This window comes from Streptomyces sp. NPDC037421, from assembly GCF_055602105.1.
Genome location: NZ_JBVJWV010000061.1, coordinates 1 through 18,823, shown reverse-complemented (window position 1 = coordinate 18,823; position 18,823 = coordinate 1). Strand labels below are relative to the sequence as shown.

The following is an 18,823-nucleotide window of genomic DNA, read 5'->3' as shown; positions in this document are numbered from 1 at the left end:
CGCGGCCGCCCCGAGGACGAGCACGGCAACAGCCCGGACAGCGCTTCCCACTCCACATCCGTCAGCTCATGACGACGCACCATGCCGACATGATCCCCCATCAGAAACCTTTGAAGACACAGCCTAGTGTCCTGCGCCAGTAGTTGATCGTTAGTTGTTGTGTGATTTCTACTGCTGGTGCGTTTGTTCCTCGTTGGGGCCTGCCGGTGGCCCGGGGCCGTGTCGGAGCCGCCCCCGGGCCCACCAGGCCCGCACCGGGGCGAAATCCGGCCATCCCGGGACGCGCCCGGGCGCTCGTTCCGCACCCGCCGTATTCGTGGCGGTGGTTGCCTTCACGGTCTGGGCCACCCTGACCCGCCCGGGGGCCAGCCCACCGAGCGGCATCTCACTGCCGCTGGAGGGCTGGTAGTCCCGGGGGGTGACTACTCCACGACGAGCGCGACCTGCAGCGCGGCCGAGGTCTTGGTAGCCGTCACGTTGACGCTCGCCTTGACGGCCTGGACACCCACCGGGGAGCTCTGCACCTCGTATCCAGCGGATTCGAGGGCGGTGGCGTAGGCGGCGAGCGCGGAGGTCGTGTCCGAGGTGGTGTAGGTGAGGACGTAGGCGCCGGTGGTGCCGGTGACCGAGGTCAGCTCGCCCTGGGGCAGGGGGAGGTCTGCGGGGAGGTCCGCGGGCTTCTGCTTGCCGTTGACCACGATGCTCGGCGTGGCGCTGGGGGTGGGCTTCGCGCTGCTGCCCGCCACAGGGCTGCTAGCCGCAGCGGACGGGGAACCCCCCTTGTCCTCCGAGGTGTCGGAGTTCGTCTGGGAGCAGGCGGTGAGGCCGAATCCGGCGATGATCACGGCGGCGAGCAGACCTGCGGGGTGTTTCGTGGGCATGGTGACGGCCAATCTCATGAAGGGTTTACGAGCGAAGTGAGATTGACATATGAAAAGTGACTTTGACGAGCGAAATCCAGCTCTTCGGCGGCGAGTTCACGGACCACACGCTCCCCGAGGCCGCAGCCCGGGGAGCTGCGGCCTCGTTACCTGTCACCTCAGGAACGCTTCTGCATCCGCCAGTGCTAAGGGCTGTCCCGTAATCCCCGGCGGGCGCACGACGCCGGCTACGGCACCTCGCTGCGTTGTCGGAACGCCCGAATACGCCCAGTATGGGGGCGCCCCTCCGCCTTGCGATGCACCGCATCCGACGCCGTGCGCTGATCCACCGGGGATTACGGGACAGCCCTTAGCCCAGTGCCTAGCGTCCTGCGCCGGAGATCCGTCGGCAGACGCGGGCGAGGGAGTCGAGGATCTCCTGGGCTGTCTTGGTCCAGATGAAGGGCTTGGGGTCTTCGTTCCAGTTCTTGACCCACTTGCGGATGTCGGCTTCAAGGGTCTGGACGTTCTTGTGTGCGCCACGGCGGATCATCTGGTCGGCCAGGAAGCCGAACCACCGCTCGACCTGGTTGATCCAGGAGGAGCCGGTCGGGGTGAAATGCAGCTGGAACCGTGGGTGCTTGCCCAGCCACGTCCTGATCGCGGGCGTTTTGTGGGTGCCGTAGTTGTCCACGATCAGGTGGACCTGGAGGTGCGCGGGAACCTCCTTGTCGATCCTGATCAGGAACTTCTTGAACTCCGCTCACTCCTCATCGAATCTCTCCTTTCGTGTCGTGCAACTGGTGATCGGGGGAACCTGCAGCGCCGGCCTGTCCCGATCGGCGGCTGACGTCGGCGGCGTAGGCGGCCCAGTCGCCGGCGGCGGCTCGCTGCCATTTGACGGCGACGGTGATGTGAAAGGAGCCGCAGATGCTGCAGCGGGCCTGTCGTTGGTGGCATGCCCCGCAGCGGGGCTGTTCGGTCAGTTGCGAGAGGTCGCAGGGGGCGGTGCGGCCGCAGATCGAGCAGACCAGGGTCGGCAGGGGACGGCAGCTGGGGCAGACCGGACCGTTCGACGTGCGGACGCTCACCGACCGGCGTCGGCTGCAGACCGTGCAGGTCTCCAGGTTGGCCGGGTCCTGGATCAGGCAGTTCGGACGCATTGGTCGCCCCTGGCTGTCGCGGGTGGCGGGCTCGCGGCGGGTGCCGCAACGTGCGCACTCCTCGATGCGGGACTTGGCGATGCAGTTGCGGCAGACCCGCTGCCCGTCCAGGGGTTTGCCGATGCGCACCGTTCTGTGGCACCGCGGGCAGGCTGGCCGGACGATCCGTCGACGGCGGCGGCGTGCAGCAGATCGATCAGCCGCAGGATCGCCGGGACCGGTGCGAGGTGTCCCTTCCCGGTCGGAGGGAGGGGTCGGCTTCCAGGGCCCGAGCCATCCTGCGCTGGTAGGCCAGGCGGGGCGAGGCCCCGCGGACCGCGTCGGCGACGACGTTCTTCCCGGCGAGCGGGTCCAACGCAGTGTCCAGGTTGTGGATCACTGTGAGGGGATCGCGTCCATCGACGTCGGGACACTTCGCGCACCGAGTGCCGCCGCTCCGGTCTCGGGTGGAGACCTTTCGGGTCTTTCCGCAGGCTGTGCAGGGCTCCTGCTGCGGGCCGCAGACCCCGCAGTACAAGTTCTGGCCGCGACGCTGCAGGGTCCGCAGGTCCTTGCCGCACTCAGTGCAGACAGGAGGTGAGATGCCGGTGGCCCCGGCTTCGCGCAAGGCGATGAGCAGGTTGCCGAGGCCTCGGGGCGCTGGTGATCGGCCATCGGGCAGCACGGCTGGACGCTCGGCCAGGGCGACCGCGAGCAGACGGGACTTGGCCCGTCCGCCGGCGACGGCGGCAACGACCGTCCGGATGGCCTCAGGTTCCAGGCAGTGGTCGGCAACGGCTATCAGGTCCGCGATCAGTCCGATCGGGTCCGTCACCGCGCGATCGTGGTGGTCGGGTGTGGTCACAGTCGGTCAGCACCCGTGATTCGGGCCCGTTTCGGTCGCAGGCTGCCCAGACCCTCCGGTTCCGGGGTTCCGCCGGCATCCGCCTTCCTCGGCCTCTTCGCGACGCCGGCCACGGCGAAGGGTTCGATGAGGTCGTCCATCGTGCAGTCCAGGATGTCCAGCAGGGCCATCAGGATCTTCAGGCTCAGACGCTCGGGTCGTTCGACGACAAGGCGGTAGACCTGGCTCGTGGACAAGGTGATGTCGCGCTCGGCCAGGGGCGGGATCAGGTCGGTGGTGGAGAACAGCCCGCGGTCCGCCATGACCTTGCGCAGGTGCCAGTGGTAGTCGAGCTTGGCGGCCATCATCGGGTCCTTCCTCGTCACGCCTCGGCGAACGCCGGGGCCAGTGCCTTGCTCAGAGCCGTGTTCATGAAGTCGTCGCTGACGTGGGTGTAGATCGCCGTCGAGCTGTCGCACTCGTGGCCGACCTGCTGCTGGATGAAGCGCCGGTCAACCCCGTCCTCGGTCAGGTGCGTGACGTAGGAGTGCCTCAGCGAGTGCGGGACCAGCTCCTTCGGCAGCCCCAGGGCATCCCGGTATGCCTCAAACCGGTCGTTGATCGAGCCGGGCTGCAGGCACCCACCGCGTTCGGTCACCCAGAGCGCCGGCTGATCGGGGAACCCGAAGCGCGGCCGGATGTTCTCGACGTAGTCCTGAACTGCCGCAACGGCCCAGTCCATCACCGACAACACGTTCCGGCGCCCGAACTGGCGAGCCTTCGCATTGCGGCCGAGGTCGACCACGTCGATTTTGGAGGTCTCGGTCCGACGCAGGCCCCACCCGTAGATGGGGCGATGGTGTTCCACTCGTGGCAGATCGCCACCGGGTAGGTGCCGAACGCCTCCTCGCAGACGGGTCCCCAGCCGTAGCGGCCGTCGACGAGGAACTCGGTGAACATCCGCACGTCGCCCTGGTAGCTGCGGATCGTCGACGGCGCCAGGTGCCGCTCGGCCGTCAGGTAAGCCGACCACTCGTCCATATGGCCCGGCGTCCACTGCCAGGGGTACTCGTTCGCGTACTCAAGAAACCGCCGGATCAGGCGTTCCCGGCCGCTGACGGTCTCCTCCCACAACCCTCGGGACCTCTGCTGAGCCCGCCACCCGCGCAGCATCGCATCGACCATCGGCGTCCTCGGGACGCAACTGGAGCACCCCGGAAACGAGTTCCAGCTGAGCCGATCCCTCCAGGGCCGCCCTGTGCTGATACACCACCACATGCCTCCCCCCTGACGGGCAGATCATGCATCAGATGGGATCACCTCGGCAAACCCCCTGTCCAGACTGCCAGCCCGTCGCTCCAACGGAGTGCGCCGGGCCGTTGCTGTGGCCTGGCGACCTGTGGCTTCTCGCCCACCTGATGCAATTCCCGAGGTAATGGTGACGTTGGGTATTGGAACTATCTGAATGCCTCGGCTGGGCTGTGGGGTTACTGGGGGAGCCGTAGCTCCTGCGATGTCTGGTCGGCGTCGATGTGGAGTCCGGAGCAGAGAAGGTTGAATGCCTGGGCTGCCGCTGTGGCGACGCTGTCGCGGGCGTCGGTGGGTTGTTCGCCGGACAGGATTTGTCGTTGCAGTTCGCGCAAGGCGGCCCGGTGTGTGCCGGCGATGGCCCCTGCGAGGAGCATCAGCATCGGGTGGTCGCCCTGGTTCGGTTCTTTGGAGATGTTCGGCGGGTGCTCGGCCAGGGCGGTCGCCAGCACGGCCTCGGCGCGTTCGCTGATCTCGCGTTCGCGTGCGCGCAGTGCGGCGCTGTCGTGGATGACCTGCCAGAACCGAGGTGCGTCGGAGTGGAGCCCTAGTGCGGGGTCGTCGTGCCGCAGGGCGGTCAGCAGGTCGTCGCGGATGGTCTCCACTGGGCAGGCGCCGGGTGCACGGTCGCGTACCAGCGTCGCGAGATGGCCCTCCACTTCTGCCTGGCGATCGAAGAAGAGATCTTCCTTAGTGGTGAAGTAGTTGAACACGGTGTTGGTGGAGACACCTGCGTGTCGTGCCACCTCAGCGACCGTGACCTGGTCGAAGCCGTGCTCCAGGAAGAGGGGCAGGGCTGCATCGGCGATCGCCGTGCGGGTCAGCTGCTTCTTGGTCTCTCGAAGGCCCATGCCCAGATGATAGTGTCACCACAAATTTGCAGTGACACCAAGATTTTTGGGGTGGGGTAAGCATGACTTTGCACTTCGGCATCTATCCCGGCGGGATCCTGGGCGACAACCAGGGCATCGTCCACCCGGTCCGCCCGGATGTGCCGGACCGCATCACCGAGGCGCTGGACACGCTCCAAGGCGACACGGCCAGCATGTCGGTGCGCGCCTACCACTCGTTCGCCGCGACCGTGACGCCGCTGGAACCGCCCACGCCCGCCGATCCCGCGACGTATCTCCAACGGGGCCGCAAGCTGGACCTCGTGCTGCAGTTCCGTGAGCCGTCCGGCGAGTTGGAGGGGTGGCTGGAGTTCGTCCGCGAAGCCGTTCGCACCGGTGGGCCGAACCTGGCATCCGTCCAGATATGCGAAGAGCCCAACGCCGACCTGCCCGTGGTCGACGGCAGCATTCCCAACGTTCTGAATGCGCTCGTTGAGGGGGTTGTCGCGGCCAAGCAGGAGGCGCGGGCCCTGGGTCGCAGTGTGGCGGTCGGTTTCAACGCCGTGCCGACCTTCAACCCGGCCGACACCTTCTGGTCCAAGCTCGGCGCCCTGGCTGACGACCGCTTCCGGCAGAGCCTGGACTACGTCGGCCTGGACTTCTTCCCGGACGTGTTCCGTCCCATCGCCGCCGAGCAGCTGGCGGAAGCGGTCACTGCGGTCCTCACCGCATTCCGGCGCACCGACCTGCAGAAGGCCGGCATCCCCGACAGCGTCGCGATCCGCATCTGCGAGAACGGCTGGCCCACCGGCCCGGACCGCAGCGAGCAGCGACAGGCTGCGGTCCTCGAAACCGTCGTGCGGACCGTGGCCGCCCTCTGCGCCGACTTGAACATCGACGGATACTCGTTCTTTGCCCTGCGAGACGCCGACAGCACTGCCGAGGGCCTCTTCCACCGTTTCGGCCTGCTGCGCGACGACTACACCCCCAAGGCAGCCTTCGACACATACCGGCGCCTCATCAACGAACTGGGCAGTCCGCCGGTCGCGCCGCACTGATCATCGGAGGCCACGTACGCCTTTTCCTTGCTGGAGCGATCGGGGGCTCGTTGGCTGATCTCGGCGGCGTAAGTGGCCCAGTCGCCTGCGGAAAGCCGCTGCCAGGCGACGGCGACGTCGGTGTGGATGCCCAGAGTGCGGGCGAGGACCGCGGCGGGGATCTCGGTGGCGAGTTGGAAGAGCGCGGTGCTGCGGGCCTGATTGGGACGGATCCCGAGCCGGTTCAGCCGCTGTGTCAGCTGTGTGGTGCTGATCGGCCGTCCGGGCTGTCCGCCAGGAAAGAGCCATCGAGACGGTGTCAGGGCGCCGATGGTTGCGTGGCCCTTGCGGTTCGCCGCGACTGTGCGGGCGAGGCGGGCGACGGGCTCGGGGAGCTGGACGGGGGCGTCGCCGAGGTGGAGACGTACTTCCTGGACGCCGACCTCGACGTCCTCGGTGGTCAACCGGTGGATCGCCGACGGCCCTTGGGCGTAAAGGAGGAGAAGCAGTCAGGCAAGGCGGTCTCCGGGATTGAGGTCGTCGTCGTGCAGGAGCCGACGTGCGACGTTCCAGCGGTGTTCGTCGTCGAGTGGCTGGGTGGGGCCGTGCCAGCGGACGGAGGGGACGTGCACGGTGGTGAGCTTGTTGGTGCGGCCCCAGCGGATGAAGTGCCCGGCTCTGTGGCGGTAGGTGGCGGAGTCGTCGGTGAGCCACCGGTCGAGGTCGGCCTGTCGGCAGGTTTCCAGGGTGAGGCCGTGGGCCGTCAGCCAGTTCAGGAAGACGACGGCCGCGTGGGTGCGTTGACGTGCGGAGGCGAACTGCTGCGGGGTGACGGGGCGGCCGTTGTTGCGTCTGCGGAGCCGCCGGACCAGGTGCCAGATCGCGTACCGGTGCAGGACTTTGCGTTGCTCGGGGTCTTTCTGTGATGCGAGGAGACCGGTGAGGAAGCGTTCGAGGCGGACCATGTACTCATCCCGCTCGGGCAGGGCACCGACACCGACGAGAACTTGGCGCAGGTGGGCGAGGGGCGGGCTGTCGGGCAGCTCGTCGAGGGCCTCGTGAGTCAGGGCTCGTCTGCCGGCCGCGAGGTCGGCCAGCACTGGAGACACGGAAGGCTTGTTGAGCCACCGATTGGCGGTGAGGGGGTGCGCGGTCGTGGCGATGTTGTGCCGGAGGGCTTCGAGACCGGGGTGGAGGGCATCGGACGGAGGGCCCAGGAGCTCGTCGAGGCGCCGGTTGATGAGACAACGAGCGCACTTGCCGGGGTGCGGGTAATCGGGATCGCTGCAGGTGGGGCGGGTGTGCCAAACCTCAGGGACGATGCAGTCCAGGCAAAGGGGCTGGTCGAGAGTGCCGGAGACGACCGCCGCGACGCCGCCGCAGGCCGAGCACGGCGCCGAGCGACCCTGACAGTCCAGGCACCACGGCCGACCCGTGACGCGGGAGATCCCGCAGGGCTTCTCCTCGCCGCAGATACTGCAAGTCGCGGTCGGCAAGGAGGGGCAGCTTTGGCAGAGTGGGCCGTCTGGCGTGCGGGTGTCCACAACCTTTCGTCGGCCGCCGTTGATGCAGGTCTCCAGGTTCGCCGGGTCGCTGACCAGGCAGTTCGGACACACTGGCCGGCCTTGGACGTCGCGGGTGGCGGGCTCTCGGCGGGCTCCGCATCCCGCGCACTCCTCGATGCGGGAGTGGGAGATGCACATGCGGCAGACCCGCTGGGGGAGGACGTCACTCCTATTGGATCCCATCCTCGAACTCTGGGTCGAGTCGACATGGGTCGCCCTCACCCGCGCTGACGCGTCTGCCCCGCGTCCGCCGGGCCGCCGCCCGCTGTGGCGCTGAGGCTGGCCGTAGAACAACTGCGGATCGGCGGAGGAGGGCTCGGGATGGTGCTACGGCCGCCAGTGGAGCCGATGCTCGCCCAGGCGCCCAGGCGCCCAGGCGCCCAGGCGCCCAGGCGCCCAGGCGCCCAGGCGCCCAGGCGCCCAGGCGCTCCCGGGCCCGGCCGCGCTGCGCGCGGGGGTGGAGTACGAGCAGAAGTTCGACGGGCACCGCGCGATCCTGTTCACCACGGCCGCGCCGGGTGGGCGGGTGCTGCTCCAGACCCGGCGCGGGCTTCTTGTCCAGGACCGGTCGCCGGACCTGGTCGCGGCCGCCGAGGCGCAGCTCCCCGGCGGCTTGGTGCTGGACGGCGAACTCGTCGTCTGGGACGTGGAGGCGGGCCGGTCGTCGTTTGAAGCGTTGCGGCGCCGTGCCGCTGCCCGCGGCCGCAGCGCCCCTTCCCTGGCCGCCCGGTGGCGGCCTACTTCGTGGCGTTCGACGTCTTGCAGCTCGCGGGCAGGAGCCCGCTGCCGGCTGAGGTGTTGGGCCCGGCCGCCGGGTGGCGGTCGGGCCTATGCTGGCGGAGCGGCGCTCACTCAGGGCGCGGTATTCACCCTGGAGGTCTGGTTGCTGCCTGTGGTGGCGCCGGGGCTCAGAACGTTGCTGCCCGTGTTGTTGTAGATCGGGAGCAGACCGCTGAGACTGATGGGAAGAATGGACGCGCCGTCCCCTCCGTTCGCCGTGTCGCAGCCGGGGCCGGGGATCGTAGTGGGGTCGTTGGCCGCGACGAAGTCCAATGAGGTGAACGCGCGGGCGGTGTTGGTAACCGTGCACGGAGCATCATCGGCGACGTTGACAGTGATCTCCACGACGAAGCCCTGGCGAGGACCCAGAGGGTCAACGCCGTCACAGGCGACGCTCGTTTGGAATCGGGTGAACTCGCACTGGACACCGAGGGGCGCCTGGAGGAGCCGCACCTGCGCGACGGTGAGTCCCTCTGGGAGGAAGTCCGTCATGCGCACCGATTCAGAGGTCGGCTCGTCACCGGAGTTGGAAACCGTGATGCGGTATGTTCCCACTCCGCCTCGGGGGAAGTCCCCATTGTGGGTCTTCGTGATTTCCAGCCGGGCCAGCGCGTAGGCCGGCGTGGCGCCTACGGCGAACGGCAGGGCGATGCCCAGCCCCAGGATGGTGGCGAGGGCGGACAAGCGGCGCCTCAACGTGTGGAGGGAGATCATAGGGGGCTCCTTCTGTGTAGGTCCGCCCGAGGCGTGGTCCCGGCCCCCAGAGGGCGGGGAACCCGGCTCAGGCGGACGCCTGCACACCCAGGAACGCAGCCGGGACAGCGTGATTACGGCTCCTACATCCCTCTCACTCGTCCGCCACAGCGCCAGGTTGCCCTTGAGGACCGTCCGAGTGATCGCAGGGTGCTCCTGCGGGGCCCAGGTGCTGTGTGCGAGGGTCACGACTGGTTCGGGGGCCATGACCTTTACAGAGACGAGACACCACCGAGGCGATCACCGGCACGGCATTCCTTGACGGGCGTGCGGTTCGCGGCCGCGTGGGAGTCCCGCGACGTCCTCGATGCCGTCCTGGCCCGTCAGGAGGTGGTGGCGGAGATCAGTGCCGACCGTGCGGTCGACCGCAGCGGGGTTTACCGGCACCCGGTCCGGTTCAAGCGGCTGCGTCCGGATGGGGCGCTCCTGCATGTGTTCGCGGTTCTACCGCTGCGGGGTGGCGTGGTGCGTTGCGCCGCCGTGTTCGCCTGTCTCGGGATCGGGCGCGGTGACGGTCGCTGGTTTGATGGCTCTGGTCAGTTCGCGGTTGGCTTCCCGAGCCGCGTTCAGGTCCGCCTGGCTCTCTTCCAGGGCCGCAGTCGGTTCGACGTTGCGCTGTTCCAGGCCGGTGATCCGGCGCTGGAGTGCGTCGATGTCGGTTGGCACCCCCAGCCCTGAGCCCTGCCATGCCTGATCGTCCAGCTCGCCGGAAAGCCGCTTTTACAGGAGCTGGATCCGCGCGGGGAGCCGGCCGTTGCGGGCCTGGGCGTGTGCGAGGTCGGCTTGGACCGATGCCCGGCTGACCGGCGGGGCACCGTTTCCCAGAACCTGCTGTGTTGGCTCGGTCTCGGTGGCGTGCACCAGTGCGAGGAGGTCCGGGTGCCGGTAGAGGAACGTCCGCCCCGCCCCGGGCTGCTGCGTTGACCGCGTTCACCACACGCTGTCGGCGCCGGGCGGAGTCGGCCCTGCGGCCGTCGCTCATCGCGGAGCTCACGCCGACCTCCTCGGCAGGACATCGGGCAGCGGCTGCCCGACTCGGCGCAGGCCCGGCATGCCCAGCATCACGCCGCGCCCGCGGCGTACGACCGAGACTGCCTGCTCGATCTTTGCCCGGTCCTCTGCGCTTCATCGGGTTCCGGGTTGCGAGTCTCATTCGGAGGTCTGGGGGATTCGGTGGAAGAGGCGGCCGCCCACGTCGATTCCGGTGGTGGTGCCGCTGGCGTTGCGGGTGTGGCGGCCGGCGGCCCGGCGTGAACCCGATCAGTCCAGCTGTGGCGGGATCCAGGCGTGGTGCCGAAGGATCATGCGTGTTGCGGCCCTGGAGGGTGTCAGTCGCATCGCCGTGTTCCGCAGGGTGACGGCCAGGGGGTGGGAGAGCCGCTGGCCCATTCTCCCGGCCTGGCGGGCGGCTTTCGCGACGGCCTGGCTGCGCGGTCGGCGCTCCAAGTCGTAGCGGGCGAGCGCGGCTTCGACGGTGGGCTCGGTGCCGAGGGCGGCGGCCAGGGTGACCGCGTCTTCCAATGCCTGGCAGGCGCCCTGCCCGAGGTTGGGGGTCATCGCGTGTGCCGCGTCGCCGAGCAGCGCGATCCGGCCGGCTGTGTACGAGGGGAGTGGCGTGCGCAGTTCGTTGACGTCGTGGTGCAGTACGTCCTCGGGCCGGGTCGCGTCGAGCAGGGCGGGGATCGGCTCGTGCCAGGCGTGGAAGCGCCTGCGTAGTTCGTCCAGAGGGTCGGGGAACCGCGTCCCGGCGGGGAGGCTGAGGACTGCGTGCCACTCGGCCCGCCCGTCCAGGAGGGCGATGTGCCCGAACTCCGTGCCCCGGCCCCAGGTCAACTCGAAGTCGGTGCCCGGATCGACGGCGTGCTCGGTGATGGCGCGCAGCACTGTCGAGCCGCTGTAGACCGGGCCGGGGTGGGTCGGGAAGAGCCGACCGCGTACCTTGCTGCCGATGCCGTCGGCAGCCACCACCAGATCGGCGTCCAGGACCGTGCCGCCGCAGCGGACTCGAACCGCCCCGGTCCCGGTCTGCTCGACCGAGTCCGCCTCGGAGCCGATCAGCAGTGATTCGGCGGGCAGGAAGTCGCGGAGCAGTCGGTGCAGAGTGGAGCGTGGGATGCCCGTGATCGGCGTGCCCACCGCCTTCTCCAGCGCCGAGCCGTCCATCCGGGCCAGCCAACCGCCTCGCGGCGTGCGCGTGCCCCCGCAGTACTGATTGCGCGAGGCGTCCCGTACCGCCCCGCCCACACCGAGTTCGTCCAGGGCCCGGAGACCGTTGGCGGCCAGCGAGATGCCCGCCCCGGCGTCCTCCCGCCTGGCGGCGCGCTCGACGACCGTGACGTCCCATCCGATGCGGCGCAGGCCGATCGCGGCGGCCAGCCCGCCGATGCCCCCGCCGACCACCACTGCCGTGCTGCCCATGTCGAAGCCCCCGTTCTTCTACACCTGTAGAAAGAAAATCTATCCGAGTCTCTACAGGTGTAGAAAGGGGCTATGGCTTCCGACCGGCGCACCCTCCTCGCGGACACGGCAATCGACGTACTCGCCGACGAAGGGATCCGCGGCCTGACCCACCGAGCAGTCGACCGCAGAGCGGCCATGCCACCCGGCACCACCTCGGCCTACTTCCGCACCCGAACCGCGCTGCTCACCGCACTCGTCACACGCCTCGTCCAACGCGACCAAGCGGAACTGGACACCATGCCCGGACAACTCCCGCCCATGCGCACGGTCGAGGAGCTGGTGGACGGCATGGCACTGCTCACCCGCCGACGGCTCACCGGAGAGGGCCGCCGACGCTCGCTCGCCCGCCACGCCTGCATGGTCGAGAGCGTGCGCGACCCCGAACTACGCGAGATCCTCGTACCCCGAGAGAACGCAGGGCGTGAAGCCGTCCGGCTGTTCCTCATCGCGCACGGCGCCACGGACGTCGAGAACCGCACGCACATCATGCTGACCTGCACCGATGCCCTGGTCCTGGACCGGCTCCTGAACGGCGGCCAAGTCCAGCGCGAGGCCCTCGAGGGCCTGGTCGCCGCCGCTCTGCGGTAGGAACCGCGGCCGTGCGCCCACGCGCCCCAACGCCCGGGGCCTACCCGGCCTTCGGGGTGTTGGCCGGGACGGGCTTCCACTCCGGTCGCCCAGCGCGGTGGCGGCAGCGCCTGGCACGCGGTGGTCCTCAGCCCGGACGGCGACGCCGCGCGGTGACGGTGTCCGGGTCCGACGGCACCATCACCGCGAACACCCCGCTGAAGGGGCGGGCCGCCTCCGCGAAGTAGCAGCTGCCCACTTCTTCGCGCCGTACGAGCGGCACGACCGCGAACTCGCCCACGTGTGCCTGGCCGCCACCAGCCCTTACAGCAGCGACGCCGTACAGACACCGAGTCGAGCACGGCGTACTCCTCGTCACCCTTACCGGCCAAGGAACAGTCCTGCGCCTGGGGTCCGCCGCAGACGGCAGCGCGGACCCGCTCCGACGGGACCTCCGGGACGAGCCGGTGCCGCTGCCCGCACGGACACGGCGACGGCGCCCACGCACACCCACGGCACAGCGCAACCCAGCCGTGCCCGGTCGAGTTCGGCTCTAGCGGTCCCTCGTCCCCGCAAGCCGGGCAGCCGGGCAGATCAGCGCCGTCCAGAAGCGCGTTCTGCCGCCTGACGTACTCGGACAGTCGCAGCGGTGGGTGGCGAAACGGGTCTTCGAACCAGGCACGCACCGGGCTCTCACCAGCTCCGCAGCCACCACGGCCGAGGGTTCGGTACAGCCCGCCGCCCGGCCTGCTTCTCTGCCCGGCGCTGCACGGCGTACTCCTCTGCCCGCACGAGCCACAGCACCCGAGCCTCGTACAGTTCCTCCACGGCCCGGGCCAACGCGTCCGGGTCAGCCTCCAGCCGCCGGGGGATCGCGGCGCTGAGGGTGAGGTGGTGGTATGTCGCCCGCAGGCCGTAAGGAGCAAAAACGGTGAGGCAGGTGCGCAGCGCGCTGTGCCGCCGGTGGAGGGGGAGCCGGGCATCGTGCACGCGAGCCCGGTGGGTCAGGAAGCTGGTCACTCTGTGAGCTCCAGGTCCAGTGCCCGGGCCAAGGCGGCCGTGACGGCGGCGGCGTGTGTCTTCAGGTGTCGGTCGGCCCAGGTACCGGCAAGGCGGAGGAAGTCCCGCAAGTCCGCCCCGGCAGCAGTGACGAGTGCGCGCACCTGATCCACCGGCAGTTCGATCACCGGGCCGCCGTCCATCGCGTGGGTGTCGAGAGTCAGCCGGACGGTGTCGCCGACACGTTCGGCCGACGAGGACGGGTCGTGGCCGAAGTAGGAGCAGCCGGTGCCGTCCAGCACCTCCCGCCGGTCCCGCCAGGTTTCCAGGCCGTTGCAGCAGCCCGGCTCGACGAAGACGGTGCCGGTGGCTGTGTCGGTCACCCGGAACCCGCCGGCCGCGAACAGGCCGGGCATAGTGAGCAGCCCGTGCAGGAACGCGCCGAGCGGGTCGCTCGGCCACGGCCCGTGCTCCTCCTCCGGCTCGAAGCCCTTGCAGTCGGCGATCCGCATGACCGCCGTGCCGACCTCCGCCGGAGTCAGCTCCCCGTCCAGCACGAGGTAGCCGTACGACTTGTGCTCGCCAACCGGCCAGAGCGCGAAGTCTTCGGCTGCGAAGATCTCCAGCACGGGTTGCATCACAATCACACAGGGATGATGCCGGACCGGCCGCCACATCGCCACGGGCTTCAGCTGCGGCATCGGGCTCGGCGGGTGCCCGCTATCTGCGCAAGGCGGATCATGTCCTGGCCTCTGTCGGCATTGAAACAGCCTCTATCTGCCACCGTCGACTCGGGGAGCACCGCCCGTGCTGATGGCCCTGCCGCGTCCATCGGCAGGTACCTGCGGCTCAGGCCGCCGTGTGCCCGGCTCGTCGAGGACGCTGCGGCGCGGCATCAAGGACTGCCCAGAGCCGCCGGCCGTCCTCCCCGGTGTCCGTGCCCACGGAGTCGACCGTGGGCAGCTGCGCCACCTCGCTGAGCACGGTCTCCTCCGGCGGCCCGGCGACGTGGCTCAGGACTGCGACGAGCACCTTCTGGTCCTGGTCGCCGAGGTGCACGCTGATCCGCCGTCCTCCGTCGGCGACGGCCGCCGTGACGAGCTGCTGGACAGCTACCTCAAGGACGCTTTCGTCCAGCGCGGGATAGTCCCACCCCCGTAGGGTCTCAACCGCCTGGCGGGCCGCCTTCCTGGCCGCCCATTCGTCGGCCCTGAACGTGAGAGCGGCCGTACGCCTGTTCCGCATGACCATGCGCGGTCGCGGTACCGCCACGGCAGTCTTGGGCTTGGTCGTCGGCTGCGGCCGTGGAGGCTCCACTGGCTTCTTCTGTGGAGGGGGCGACTTCGGCGGATAGCTCGGCGGCAGCTTCGGCCTCTTGGCCTCGAGACTGGTCAACTCGGCCTCCTCACAACGCGGAACACCATCCTGGCAGGCATCATCCCCACAAAGACGCGAATCACCCCACTCCATGCCGACTTGTGGTCCCGGCACCGCCGTCATGCTGCGGCCGCGCGCGTCGGCGTTGGCCCCATTCCGTCCGCGACCGCAAGATCGGCTTCCCCCGACGTCACGAGCCTGTGCTCCGAGCTCGGCGTCCGCGACAGGCCAGCTCTTCATCACCGCCTACAGCCGAGCCCGGTGTCTCCCTCCCGGCCGTGACCTCGCCCAAACGAGACCCCGATGTGGGCACCAGCCGCGTCGTGGCCGGCGGGGACAATACCTACGCCCATCCGCCACTGGCTCCTGCCAGCGTGGTCCGGGGTCCGGTTACGTGTTCCCCGACGTCCACCCGGATCAGGTGGCCGCCGTGGCGCGTCGCCGGGACCTGCCGGTCTTCCTCAACCGGCATGTGCCCCTGGGCTTGGGCCAGGCCGCTCGCCGCCTCGGCGTCCGCCGCGTCGACTTCGACGCCGTGGCGCGCCTTGGTTGGGTCGCGCCGGTCGGTGCGGTGGAGATCGACTACAAGCGGCAGGGCGGCGTCACGGTCCCCCTCTACTCGGCGGAGTCTGTCGCGCTGCTCCCTGTCGTGCGGCCGTCGGTGGACTGGCTGGCGGTGTAAGCCGCCCCCGCGGGAGCCCGCTCCCCGCTCGCCGCCCTGAGCCCGGATATCCCGGGTCGGGACTGGGTGCTGCTGGCCGAGGCCGCACGCATGGCCCGGGTGGACCGGGCCGCGGTGGTGAACTGGCGCCGCCGGAACGATGATTTCCCCTCCCCGGCCGGCGGTACGGACATGCACCCGCAGTTCGACCGGGCGGCGATCGTGGCGCGGTTGCTCGCCGGCCCATGACAAGATCGGGGTGCCCATCGGGATGCCGTCGGCGTCGCTGACCGTGGCCGGTGCCGGGCGCCGTACGTCCCGGTTCCGGCTCGACGGCCCGCACCTAGTTCTGGCCGACGGCGCGGAGGGGGAGGACCAGCTGTCCGGCTGGTCCACGGACGCGGACGCCGACGAGCTGGCGGTCTGGGCTGTTCACGAGCACCTCTGACCAGTGGGGCAGCTACCGCCTGCAAGATCGCTTCCCGTAGGCCGTGTGATCGTTTCCCGGAGGATCTGCGGAACGGGTACGGTCCACGGCATGGTGGGCGACTTCGATACAGCTGTGGCCATGCACGACGGCATATCGGACCAGTCGGAGGCATGGGACTTCATCCGGGCCTTCGCGACTTGGTGGTACGCGCCCTTGACCGATGGGGACGGCTTCGGCGAGGAAGAGCTCCAGCATGCGGAAGGCCGGCTGGGTCTGTCGCTGCCTACCGCTCTGCGTGAGGGATACCTGCTCTTTGGCCGTCGTTCGGCGTTGTCCGAGCACCAGGACCCGATGCTGCCTCCCTCAGAACTCTTCGTACACGAGGACCTCGGTGGTGTGCTGTGCTTCCGCAGCGAGAACCAAGGGTGCGCCTTCTGGGGGGTGCGCATATGCGATCTGGGCGAGACCGACCCGCCAGTCGTCGTGCAGTCGCGGGACGGTTGGCGGCCCTTCATGGATAGGGTCTCGCTGGCGTGTGTGGAGCTGGTCCTGTCGGAGGCGCTGTTCAGCGAGGGGCGGCTCTACAACGCGTGTGAAATGCCGCCTGATGTTGCGGATATGATTCCGCAGCTCTATGAGCGAGTCGCTCTCCCGGATTACCCCATGTGGACGGGTGACGACGACTCCCCGGTCCGCTGGTACTCCGCTCCCGGGCTTCTTCTGCGGCAGGACGGATTGACGGCTTACAGCTGGCTGCACGTTCGGGGGCGAAGTCTGGCCCACCTCACCGCGGCCTGCTCCTCTGTCCCAGGCCGATGGGCCCAGTGGCAGGGAACGGAGCCGGCCGTCGTCGACGAGCTGCCTTTCTAGTCCTCCTCTAAGCGGACCCGGCACGGTAGACCTGCAGGAGTCGGAAGAACTCCTCAATCGGCGTCGAGCCTTCCGACGTGTTCCGTTCGATGTCTGCTGCCCAGCCATACGACGCGTTGCTGCCGCCGAGGTGTTCCTTGAGCCACTGACTGAACTTCCAGAAGCTGAAGTTGCCGCATCGACGGGCGACAACTCTCGTCCACGCCGTAGGGACATCAAAGGGTCGTCCGTGCGGACCTACCGGACATGGCTCTTGTGGGTGCGGGATGCTCTGGCCCGGAGCGAGCGCGGGGAGGCGGCCCCGGCCCGGATGCACGCAGAGACCAGCCCGCATCAGCCCTACAGTCGTGCAGAGCTCGCAGGCTTGCGGCACTGGGCCTTGCATCTGCCTCGTCAGCAGAAGACCGATGCCCTCGCGCTCCTCGGTCTCGGTGCCGGCTTCGGACTGACGCCAAGGAAGATCGCGGCATGCCGAGGAAGAGATCTGCGGCGGCAGCGTCAGCCGGTCCGCTGATGCACACGTCCGTCAACCGTCTGGTTCCACTCGTGGCCCGTGCCGCCTGGGACGGGGTTCTCGGGGAACTCGCAGATCACATGGGCAGCGGGTACCTGTTCCGGCCTCGCCGCACCACCGAGTACTCCAAGAACCTGATCGGCTCCTGGCCGCTCAACCACCGGCTGCCGGACGGCTTGCCGATGGTGTCGGCGGGCAGGGCGCGGGTGACGTGGATCGTCGCGCTGATGACGGCGCGGATCGATCACCATCTGATCGCCCAATCGGAACGGATCAGGGGATGCCGGCCGCGGCCGGTCACCGATGCTCCGGCGGAGACCCGGACTCCAAGGTGGGACAACTTCTCGCCCTGCTGGAGAACTCCAGGGCCCTTGACCTGATCGCCCTCGAACTCGCCGAGCGACCGGGACCCAAGGGCCTGCCGGTCCGCACCGTGCTGGTCGGCGTGCTGCTGTCCCTGCACTACCACCGTAGTGCGACCCTCGCCGACGTCTGCCGGGTCCTCCTCGACCAACTGCGGCCACCAGCTCGTGCTTGGCTGGAGGTGCCCGACCCGGCCACGGTCGATGTTCACGGCCGGCACGCGTTCACGCGCCGGGTCTACCGCGCGTTCGACCGGCTCACCACCGCCCTGGGCCCCCATCGCTGCGACCGGCGCCGCCGCCTGCCCACGGTCGAGGCCCGACGGGTGATCGCGGCCTGGGAAGACGAGGCAGGAGTCGAGCAGGTCCGCCGCCGGAGGGTGCGGCAAGAGATCAGCGACCGGCTGGTTCTGGTCACTGTCCGCCTCGCCCACCAGCGCGGCCTCTTTCGCGGCTGGCGAGGCGATATCGGTATCGACACCACCCCGTTCCCCGCATGGCACAAGCCCCACCCGGACTGGAAGAACCTGTCGTCGGTCGAAATCACTGCCGGCTATCACCACTGCGGCGGCTCGAAGGACGGCACCTTCGGGCACTCCGCCACCCTGCTGGTCGCTGCTTCCCGGCGGCACCCGCAGGACACCCCCAGGCGGGCAAGCGCGTCAGCCGGCACCCACAACTCGCCCTCGGCGCCGTCCTCGACACCCCGGGGAAGTGGCCCGGCCCGAATGCCATCCACAGCCTCACCAGGCTCGTCCCGTTCGGGTTCCCCATCGGGTTTCTGGCCGCCGACCGCGCCTACACCGACCAGCAGACCGAGAACTTCGCCGCCCCGGCCCGCAGACTGGGCCACCGCCTCGCCCTCGACTACAAGCAGGACCAACGAGGCGTCCAGGGCACCCACGCGGGAGCCCTCCTCATCGACGGCTCCCTCGCCTGCCCCGCCATGCCCCGCGCGCTCGCACAGGCGACGACCAGACTCGACGACGAGGCCGTACGCGACCTCGCCCACAACCCCGACCTGCAGGACCAGATCGCCCAGCGGGAGCCTTACTTCCTCAAGGTCAAAAATCCGCCGACCCACGCGGCGCCGTTCGCTATCAGTGCCCGGCTGCCGGGCCCTCTCCCGAGTCGCATGCTCCCGTTACAACCAGGTCCACCACATCCCGCCGCCAAGGCCGGTCGTCGTCGACCTGACCAACCCGCGATCCGCTCAGGCGCACCTCGCGGCCAAACCGACCGTCCCGATCTCTCAGGCCGAACGGCTGCGGCCTCCACCCAAGAACGAGCTGCCCGGAATGGGCCTTGACCCCAAATGTTGAACACGTCTATGCGGTTTGGGCCAGGGTAGTCGCTGCTGGTCGGAGGGCGTTCTCGTAGGCGATGGGAGACCGTTGACCGAGGCGGGAGTGTCGGCGGCGGGTGTTGTATCGGGTCAGCCAGCGGAAGGCGTCGAGCCTGGCC

The 18,823-nt window shown here is 69.2% G+C and carries 24 protein-coding genes and 1 pseudogene; 8 read left to right on the top strand and 17 right to left on the bottom strand.

Going from position 1 to position 18,823, the window contains the following annotated elements; genetic code table 11:
• Positions 1-422 precede the first annotated feature (422 nt).
• The 8 genes and pseudogenes from ACZ7IF_RS38305 to ACZ7IF_RS38270 all read right to left on the bottom strand — a co-directional run bounded on the left by ACZ7IF_RS38305 (position 423) and on the right by ACZ7IF_RS38270 (position 5,005).
• Positions 423-881: a hypothetical protein gene (locus ACZ7IF_RS38305; RefSeq protein ID WP_470981532.1), complete on the bottom strand. Its 459-nt coding sequence runs from the start codon at positions 879-881 to the stop codon at positions 423-425.
• Positions 882-1,242: 361 nt separating this feature from the next.
• A pseudogene (locus ACZ7IF_RS38300) lies at positions 1,243-1,620 on the bottom strand (transposase); the annotation flags it as partial.
• Positions 1,621-1,630: 10 nt separating this feature from the next.
• Positions 1,631-2,152 carry a hypothetical protein gene (locus tag ACZ7IF_RS38295; protein WP_470981530.1) on the bottom strand — a complete coding sequence of 174 codons (522 nt, stop codon included), beginning with the start codon at positions 2,150-2,152 and terminating at the stop codon, positions 1,631-1,633.
• A 67-nt stretch (positions 2,153-2,219) separates the two neighbouring features.
• Positions 2,220-2,837 carry a hypothetical protein gene (locus ACZ7IF_RS38290; protein ID WP_470981528.1) on the bottom strand — a complete coding sequence of 206 codons (618 nt, stop codon included), beginning with the start codon at positions 2,835-2,837 and terminating at the stop codon, positions 2,220-2,222.
• Between the two features lie 26 nt (positions 2,838-2,863).
• Positions 2,864-3,211, bottom strand: coding sequence for a helix-turn-helix domain-containing protein (locus tag ACZ7IF_RS38285; RefSeq protein WP_470981526.1), 348 nt, complete (start codon positions 3,209-3,211; stop codon positions 2,864-2,866).
• Between the two features lie 17 nt (positions 3,212-3,228).
• On the bottom strand, positions 3,229-3,588 hold the full coding sequence (locus ACZ7IF_RS38280; protein WP_470981524.1) for a tyrosine-type recombinase/integrase: 360 nt from the start codon (positions 3,586-3,588) through the stop codon (positions 3,229-3,231).
• Complete coding sequence (locus tag ACZ7IF_RS38275; RefSeq protein ID WP_470981522.1) at positions 3,588-4,031, bottom strand: site-specific integrase; 444 nt, start codon at positions 4,029-4,031, stop codon at positions 3,588-3,590. The genes ACZ7IF_RS38280 and ACZ7IF_RS38275 overlap by 1 nt, the downstream gene beginning before the upstream one ends.
• A gap of 302 nt (positions 4,032-4,333) precedes the next feature.
• On the bottom strand, positions 4,334-5,005 hold the full coding sequence (locus tag ACZ7IF_RS38270; protein WP_470981520.1) for a TetR/AcrR family transcriptional regulator: 672 nt from the start codon (positions 5,003-5,005) through the stop codon (positions 4,334-4,336).
• Positions 5,006-5,067: 62 nt separating this feature from the next.
• Here ACZ7IF_RS38270 and ACZ7IF_RS38265 point away from each other — a divergent pair, with 62 nt between their 5' ends.
• A complete protein-coding gene (locus ACZ7IF_RS38265; protein WP_470981518.1) occupies positions 5,068-6,042 on the top strand; it encodes a hypothetical protein in 975 nt (324 codons plus the stop codon).
• On the opposite strand, the gene ACZ7IF_RS38260 is transcribed toward ACZ7IF_RS38265, so the two are convergent.
• Together ACZ7IF_RS38260 and ACZ7IF_RS38255 are read right to left on the bottom strand one after the other, a co-directional pair.
• A complete protein-coding gene (locus ACZ7IF_RS38260) occupies positions 5,964-6,485 on the bottom strand; it encodes a hypothetical protein (RefSeq protein ID WP_470981516.1) in 522 nt (173 codons plus the stop codon). The genes ACZ7IF_RS38265 and ACZ7IF_RS38260 overlap by 79 nt on opposite strands.
• A gap of 45 nt (positions 6,486-6,530) precedes the next feature.
• Entirely contained in the window at positions 6,531-7,130 is a 600-nt protein-coding gene (locus ACZ7IF_RS38255) for a hypothetical protein (protein WP_470981514.1), read from the bottom strand.
• A gap of 913 nt (positions 7,131-8,043) precedes the next feature.
• On the opposite strand from ACZ7IF_RS38255, the gene ACZ7IF_RS38250 reads away from it, so the two are divergent.
• On the top strand, positions 8,044-8,523 hold the full coding sequence (locus tag ACZ7IF_RS38250; protein ID WP_470981512.1) for an ATP-dependent DNA ligase: 480 nt from the start codon (positions 8,044-8,046) through the stop codon (positions 8,521-8,523).
• Here ACZ7IF_RS38250 and ACZ7IF_RS38245 read toward each other — a convergent pair.
• Complete coding sequence (locus tag ACZ7IF_RS38245) at positions 8,439-9,080, bottom strand: hypothetical protein (protein ID WP_470981510.1); 642 nt, start codon at positions 9,078-9,080, stop codon at positions 8,439-8,441. The two genes, ACZ7IF_RS38250 and ACZ7IF_RS38245, sit on opposite strands and share 85 nt — an antisense overlap.
• Before the next feature lie 306 nt (positions 9,081-9,386).
• On the opposite strand from ACZ7IF_RS38245, the gene ACZ7IF_RS38240 reads away from it, so the two are divergent.
• Positions 9,387-9,797 carry a hypothetical protein gene (locus ACZ7IF_RS38240; protein WP_470981508.1) on the top strand — a complete coding sequence of 137 codons (411 nt, stop codon included), beginning with the start codon at positions 9,387-9,389 and terminating at the stop codon, positions 9,795-9,797.
• 582 nt (positions 9,798-10,379) lie between these two features.
• Here ACZ7IF_RS38240 and ACZ7IF_RS38235 read toward each other — a convergent pair.
• Entirely contained in the window at positions 10,380-11,537 is a 1,158-nt protein-coding gene (locus tag ACZ7IF_RS38235) for an FAD-dependent monooxygenase (RefSeq protein WP_470981506.1), read from the bottom strand.
• Between the two features lie 72 nt (positions 11,538-11,609).
• Here ACZ7IF_RS38235 and ACZ7IF_RS38230 point away from each other — a divergent pair, with 72 nt between their 5' ends.
• On the top strand, positions 11,610-12,167 hold the full coding sequence (locus ACZ7IF_RS38230) for a TetR/AcrR family transcriptional regulator (RefSeq protein ID WP_470981504.1): 558 nt from the start codon (positions 11,610-11,612) through the stop codon (positions 12,165-12,167).
• A 127-nt stretch (positions 12,168-12,294) separates the two neighbouring features.
• On the opposite strand, the gene ACZ7IF_RS38225 is transcribed toward ACZ7IF_RS38230, so the two are convergent.
• The 4 genes from ACZ7IF_RS38225 to ACZ7IF_RS38210 all read right to left on the bottom strand — a co-directional run bounded on the left by ACZ7IF_RS38225 (position 12,295) and on the right by ACZ7IF_RS38210 (position 14,390).
• Positions 12,295-12,447, bottom strand: coding sequence for a hypothetical protein (locus ACZ7IF_RS38225; protein WP_470981502.1), 153 nt, complete (start codon positions 12,445-12,447; stop codon positions 12,295-12,297).
• Between the two features lie 392 nt (positions 12,448-12,839).
• Positions 12,840-13,166: a hypothetical protein gene (locus tag ACZ7IF_RS38220; protein WP_470981500.1), complete on the bottom strand. Its 327-nt coding sequence runs from the start codon at positions 13,164-13,166 to the stop codon at positions 12,840-12,842.
• Complete coding sequence (locus ACZ7IF_RS38215) at positions 13,163-13,783, bottom strand: hypothetical protein (protein ID WP_470981534.1); 621 nt, start codon at positions 13,781-13,783, stop codon at positions 13,163-13,165. Before ACZ7IF_RS38215 ends, ACZ7IF_RS38220 begins: the two co-directional genes overlap by 4 nt.
• 211 nt (positions 13,784-13,994) lie before the next feature.
• Positions 13,995-14,390 carry a hypothetical protein gene (locus ACZ7IF_RS38210; protein WP_470981498.1) on the bottom strand — a complete coding sequence of 132 codons (396 nt, stop codon included), beginning with the start codon at positions 14,388-14,390 and terminating at the stop codon, positions 13,995-13,997.
• A gap of 526 nt (positions 14,391-14,916) precedes the next feature.
• Between ACZ7IF_RS38210 and ACZ7IF_RS38205 the strand changes: the two genes are divergently transcribed.
• From ACZ7IF_RS38205 to ACZ7IF_RS38190, 4 genes are all read left to right on the top strand, one after another.
• Positions 14,917-15,204, top strand: a complete 288-nt coding sequence (locus tag ACZ7IF_RS38205; protein WP_470981497.1) for a hypothetical protein — start codon at positions 14,917-14,919, stop codon at positions 15,202-15,204.
• Between the two features lie 66 nt (positions 15,205-15,270).
• Positions 15,271-15,432 carry a hypothetical protein gene (locus tag ACZ7IF_RS38200; protein ID WP_470981495.1) on the top strand — a complete coding sequence of 54 codons (162 nt, stop codon included), beginning with the start codon at positions 15,271-15,273 and terminating at the stop codon, positions 15,430-15,432.
• 10 nt (positions 15,433-15,442) lie between these two features.
• Positions 15,443-15,631 (top strand): hypothetical protein, encoded by a 189-nt coding sequence (locus ACZ7IF_RS38195; RefSeq protein ID WP_470981493.1) that lies wholly within the window; start codon positions 15,443-15,445, stop codon positions 15,629-15,631.
• Between the two features lie 90 nt (positions 15,632-15,721).
• Positions 15,722-16,483, top strand: a complete 762-nt coding sequence (locus ACZ7IF_RS38190; RefSeq protein ID WP_470981491.1) for an SMI1/KNR4 family protein — start codon at positions 15,722-15,724, stop codon at positions 16,481-16,483.
• Between the two features lie 758 nt (positions 16,484-17,241).
• On the opposite strand, the gene ACZ7IF_RS38185 is transcribed toward ACZ7IF_RS38190, so the two are convergent.
• Positions 17,242-17,955: a hypothetical protein gene (locus tag ACZ7IF_RS38185; protein WP_470981489.1), complete on the bottom strand. Its 714-nt coding sequence runs from the start codon at positions 17,953-17,955 to the stop codon at positions 17,242-17,244.
• Between the last annotated feature and the right edge of the window lie 868 nt (positions 17,956-18,823).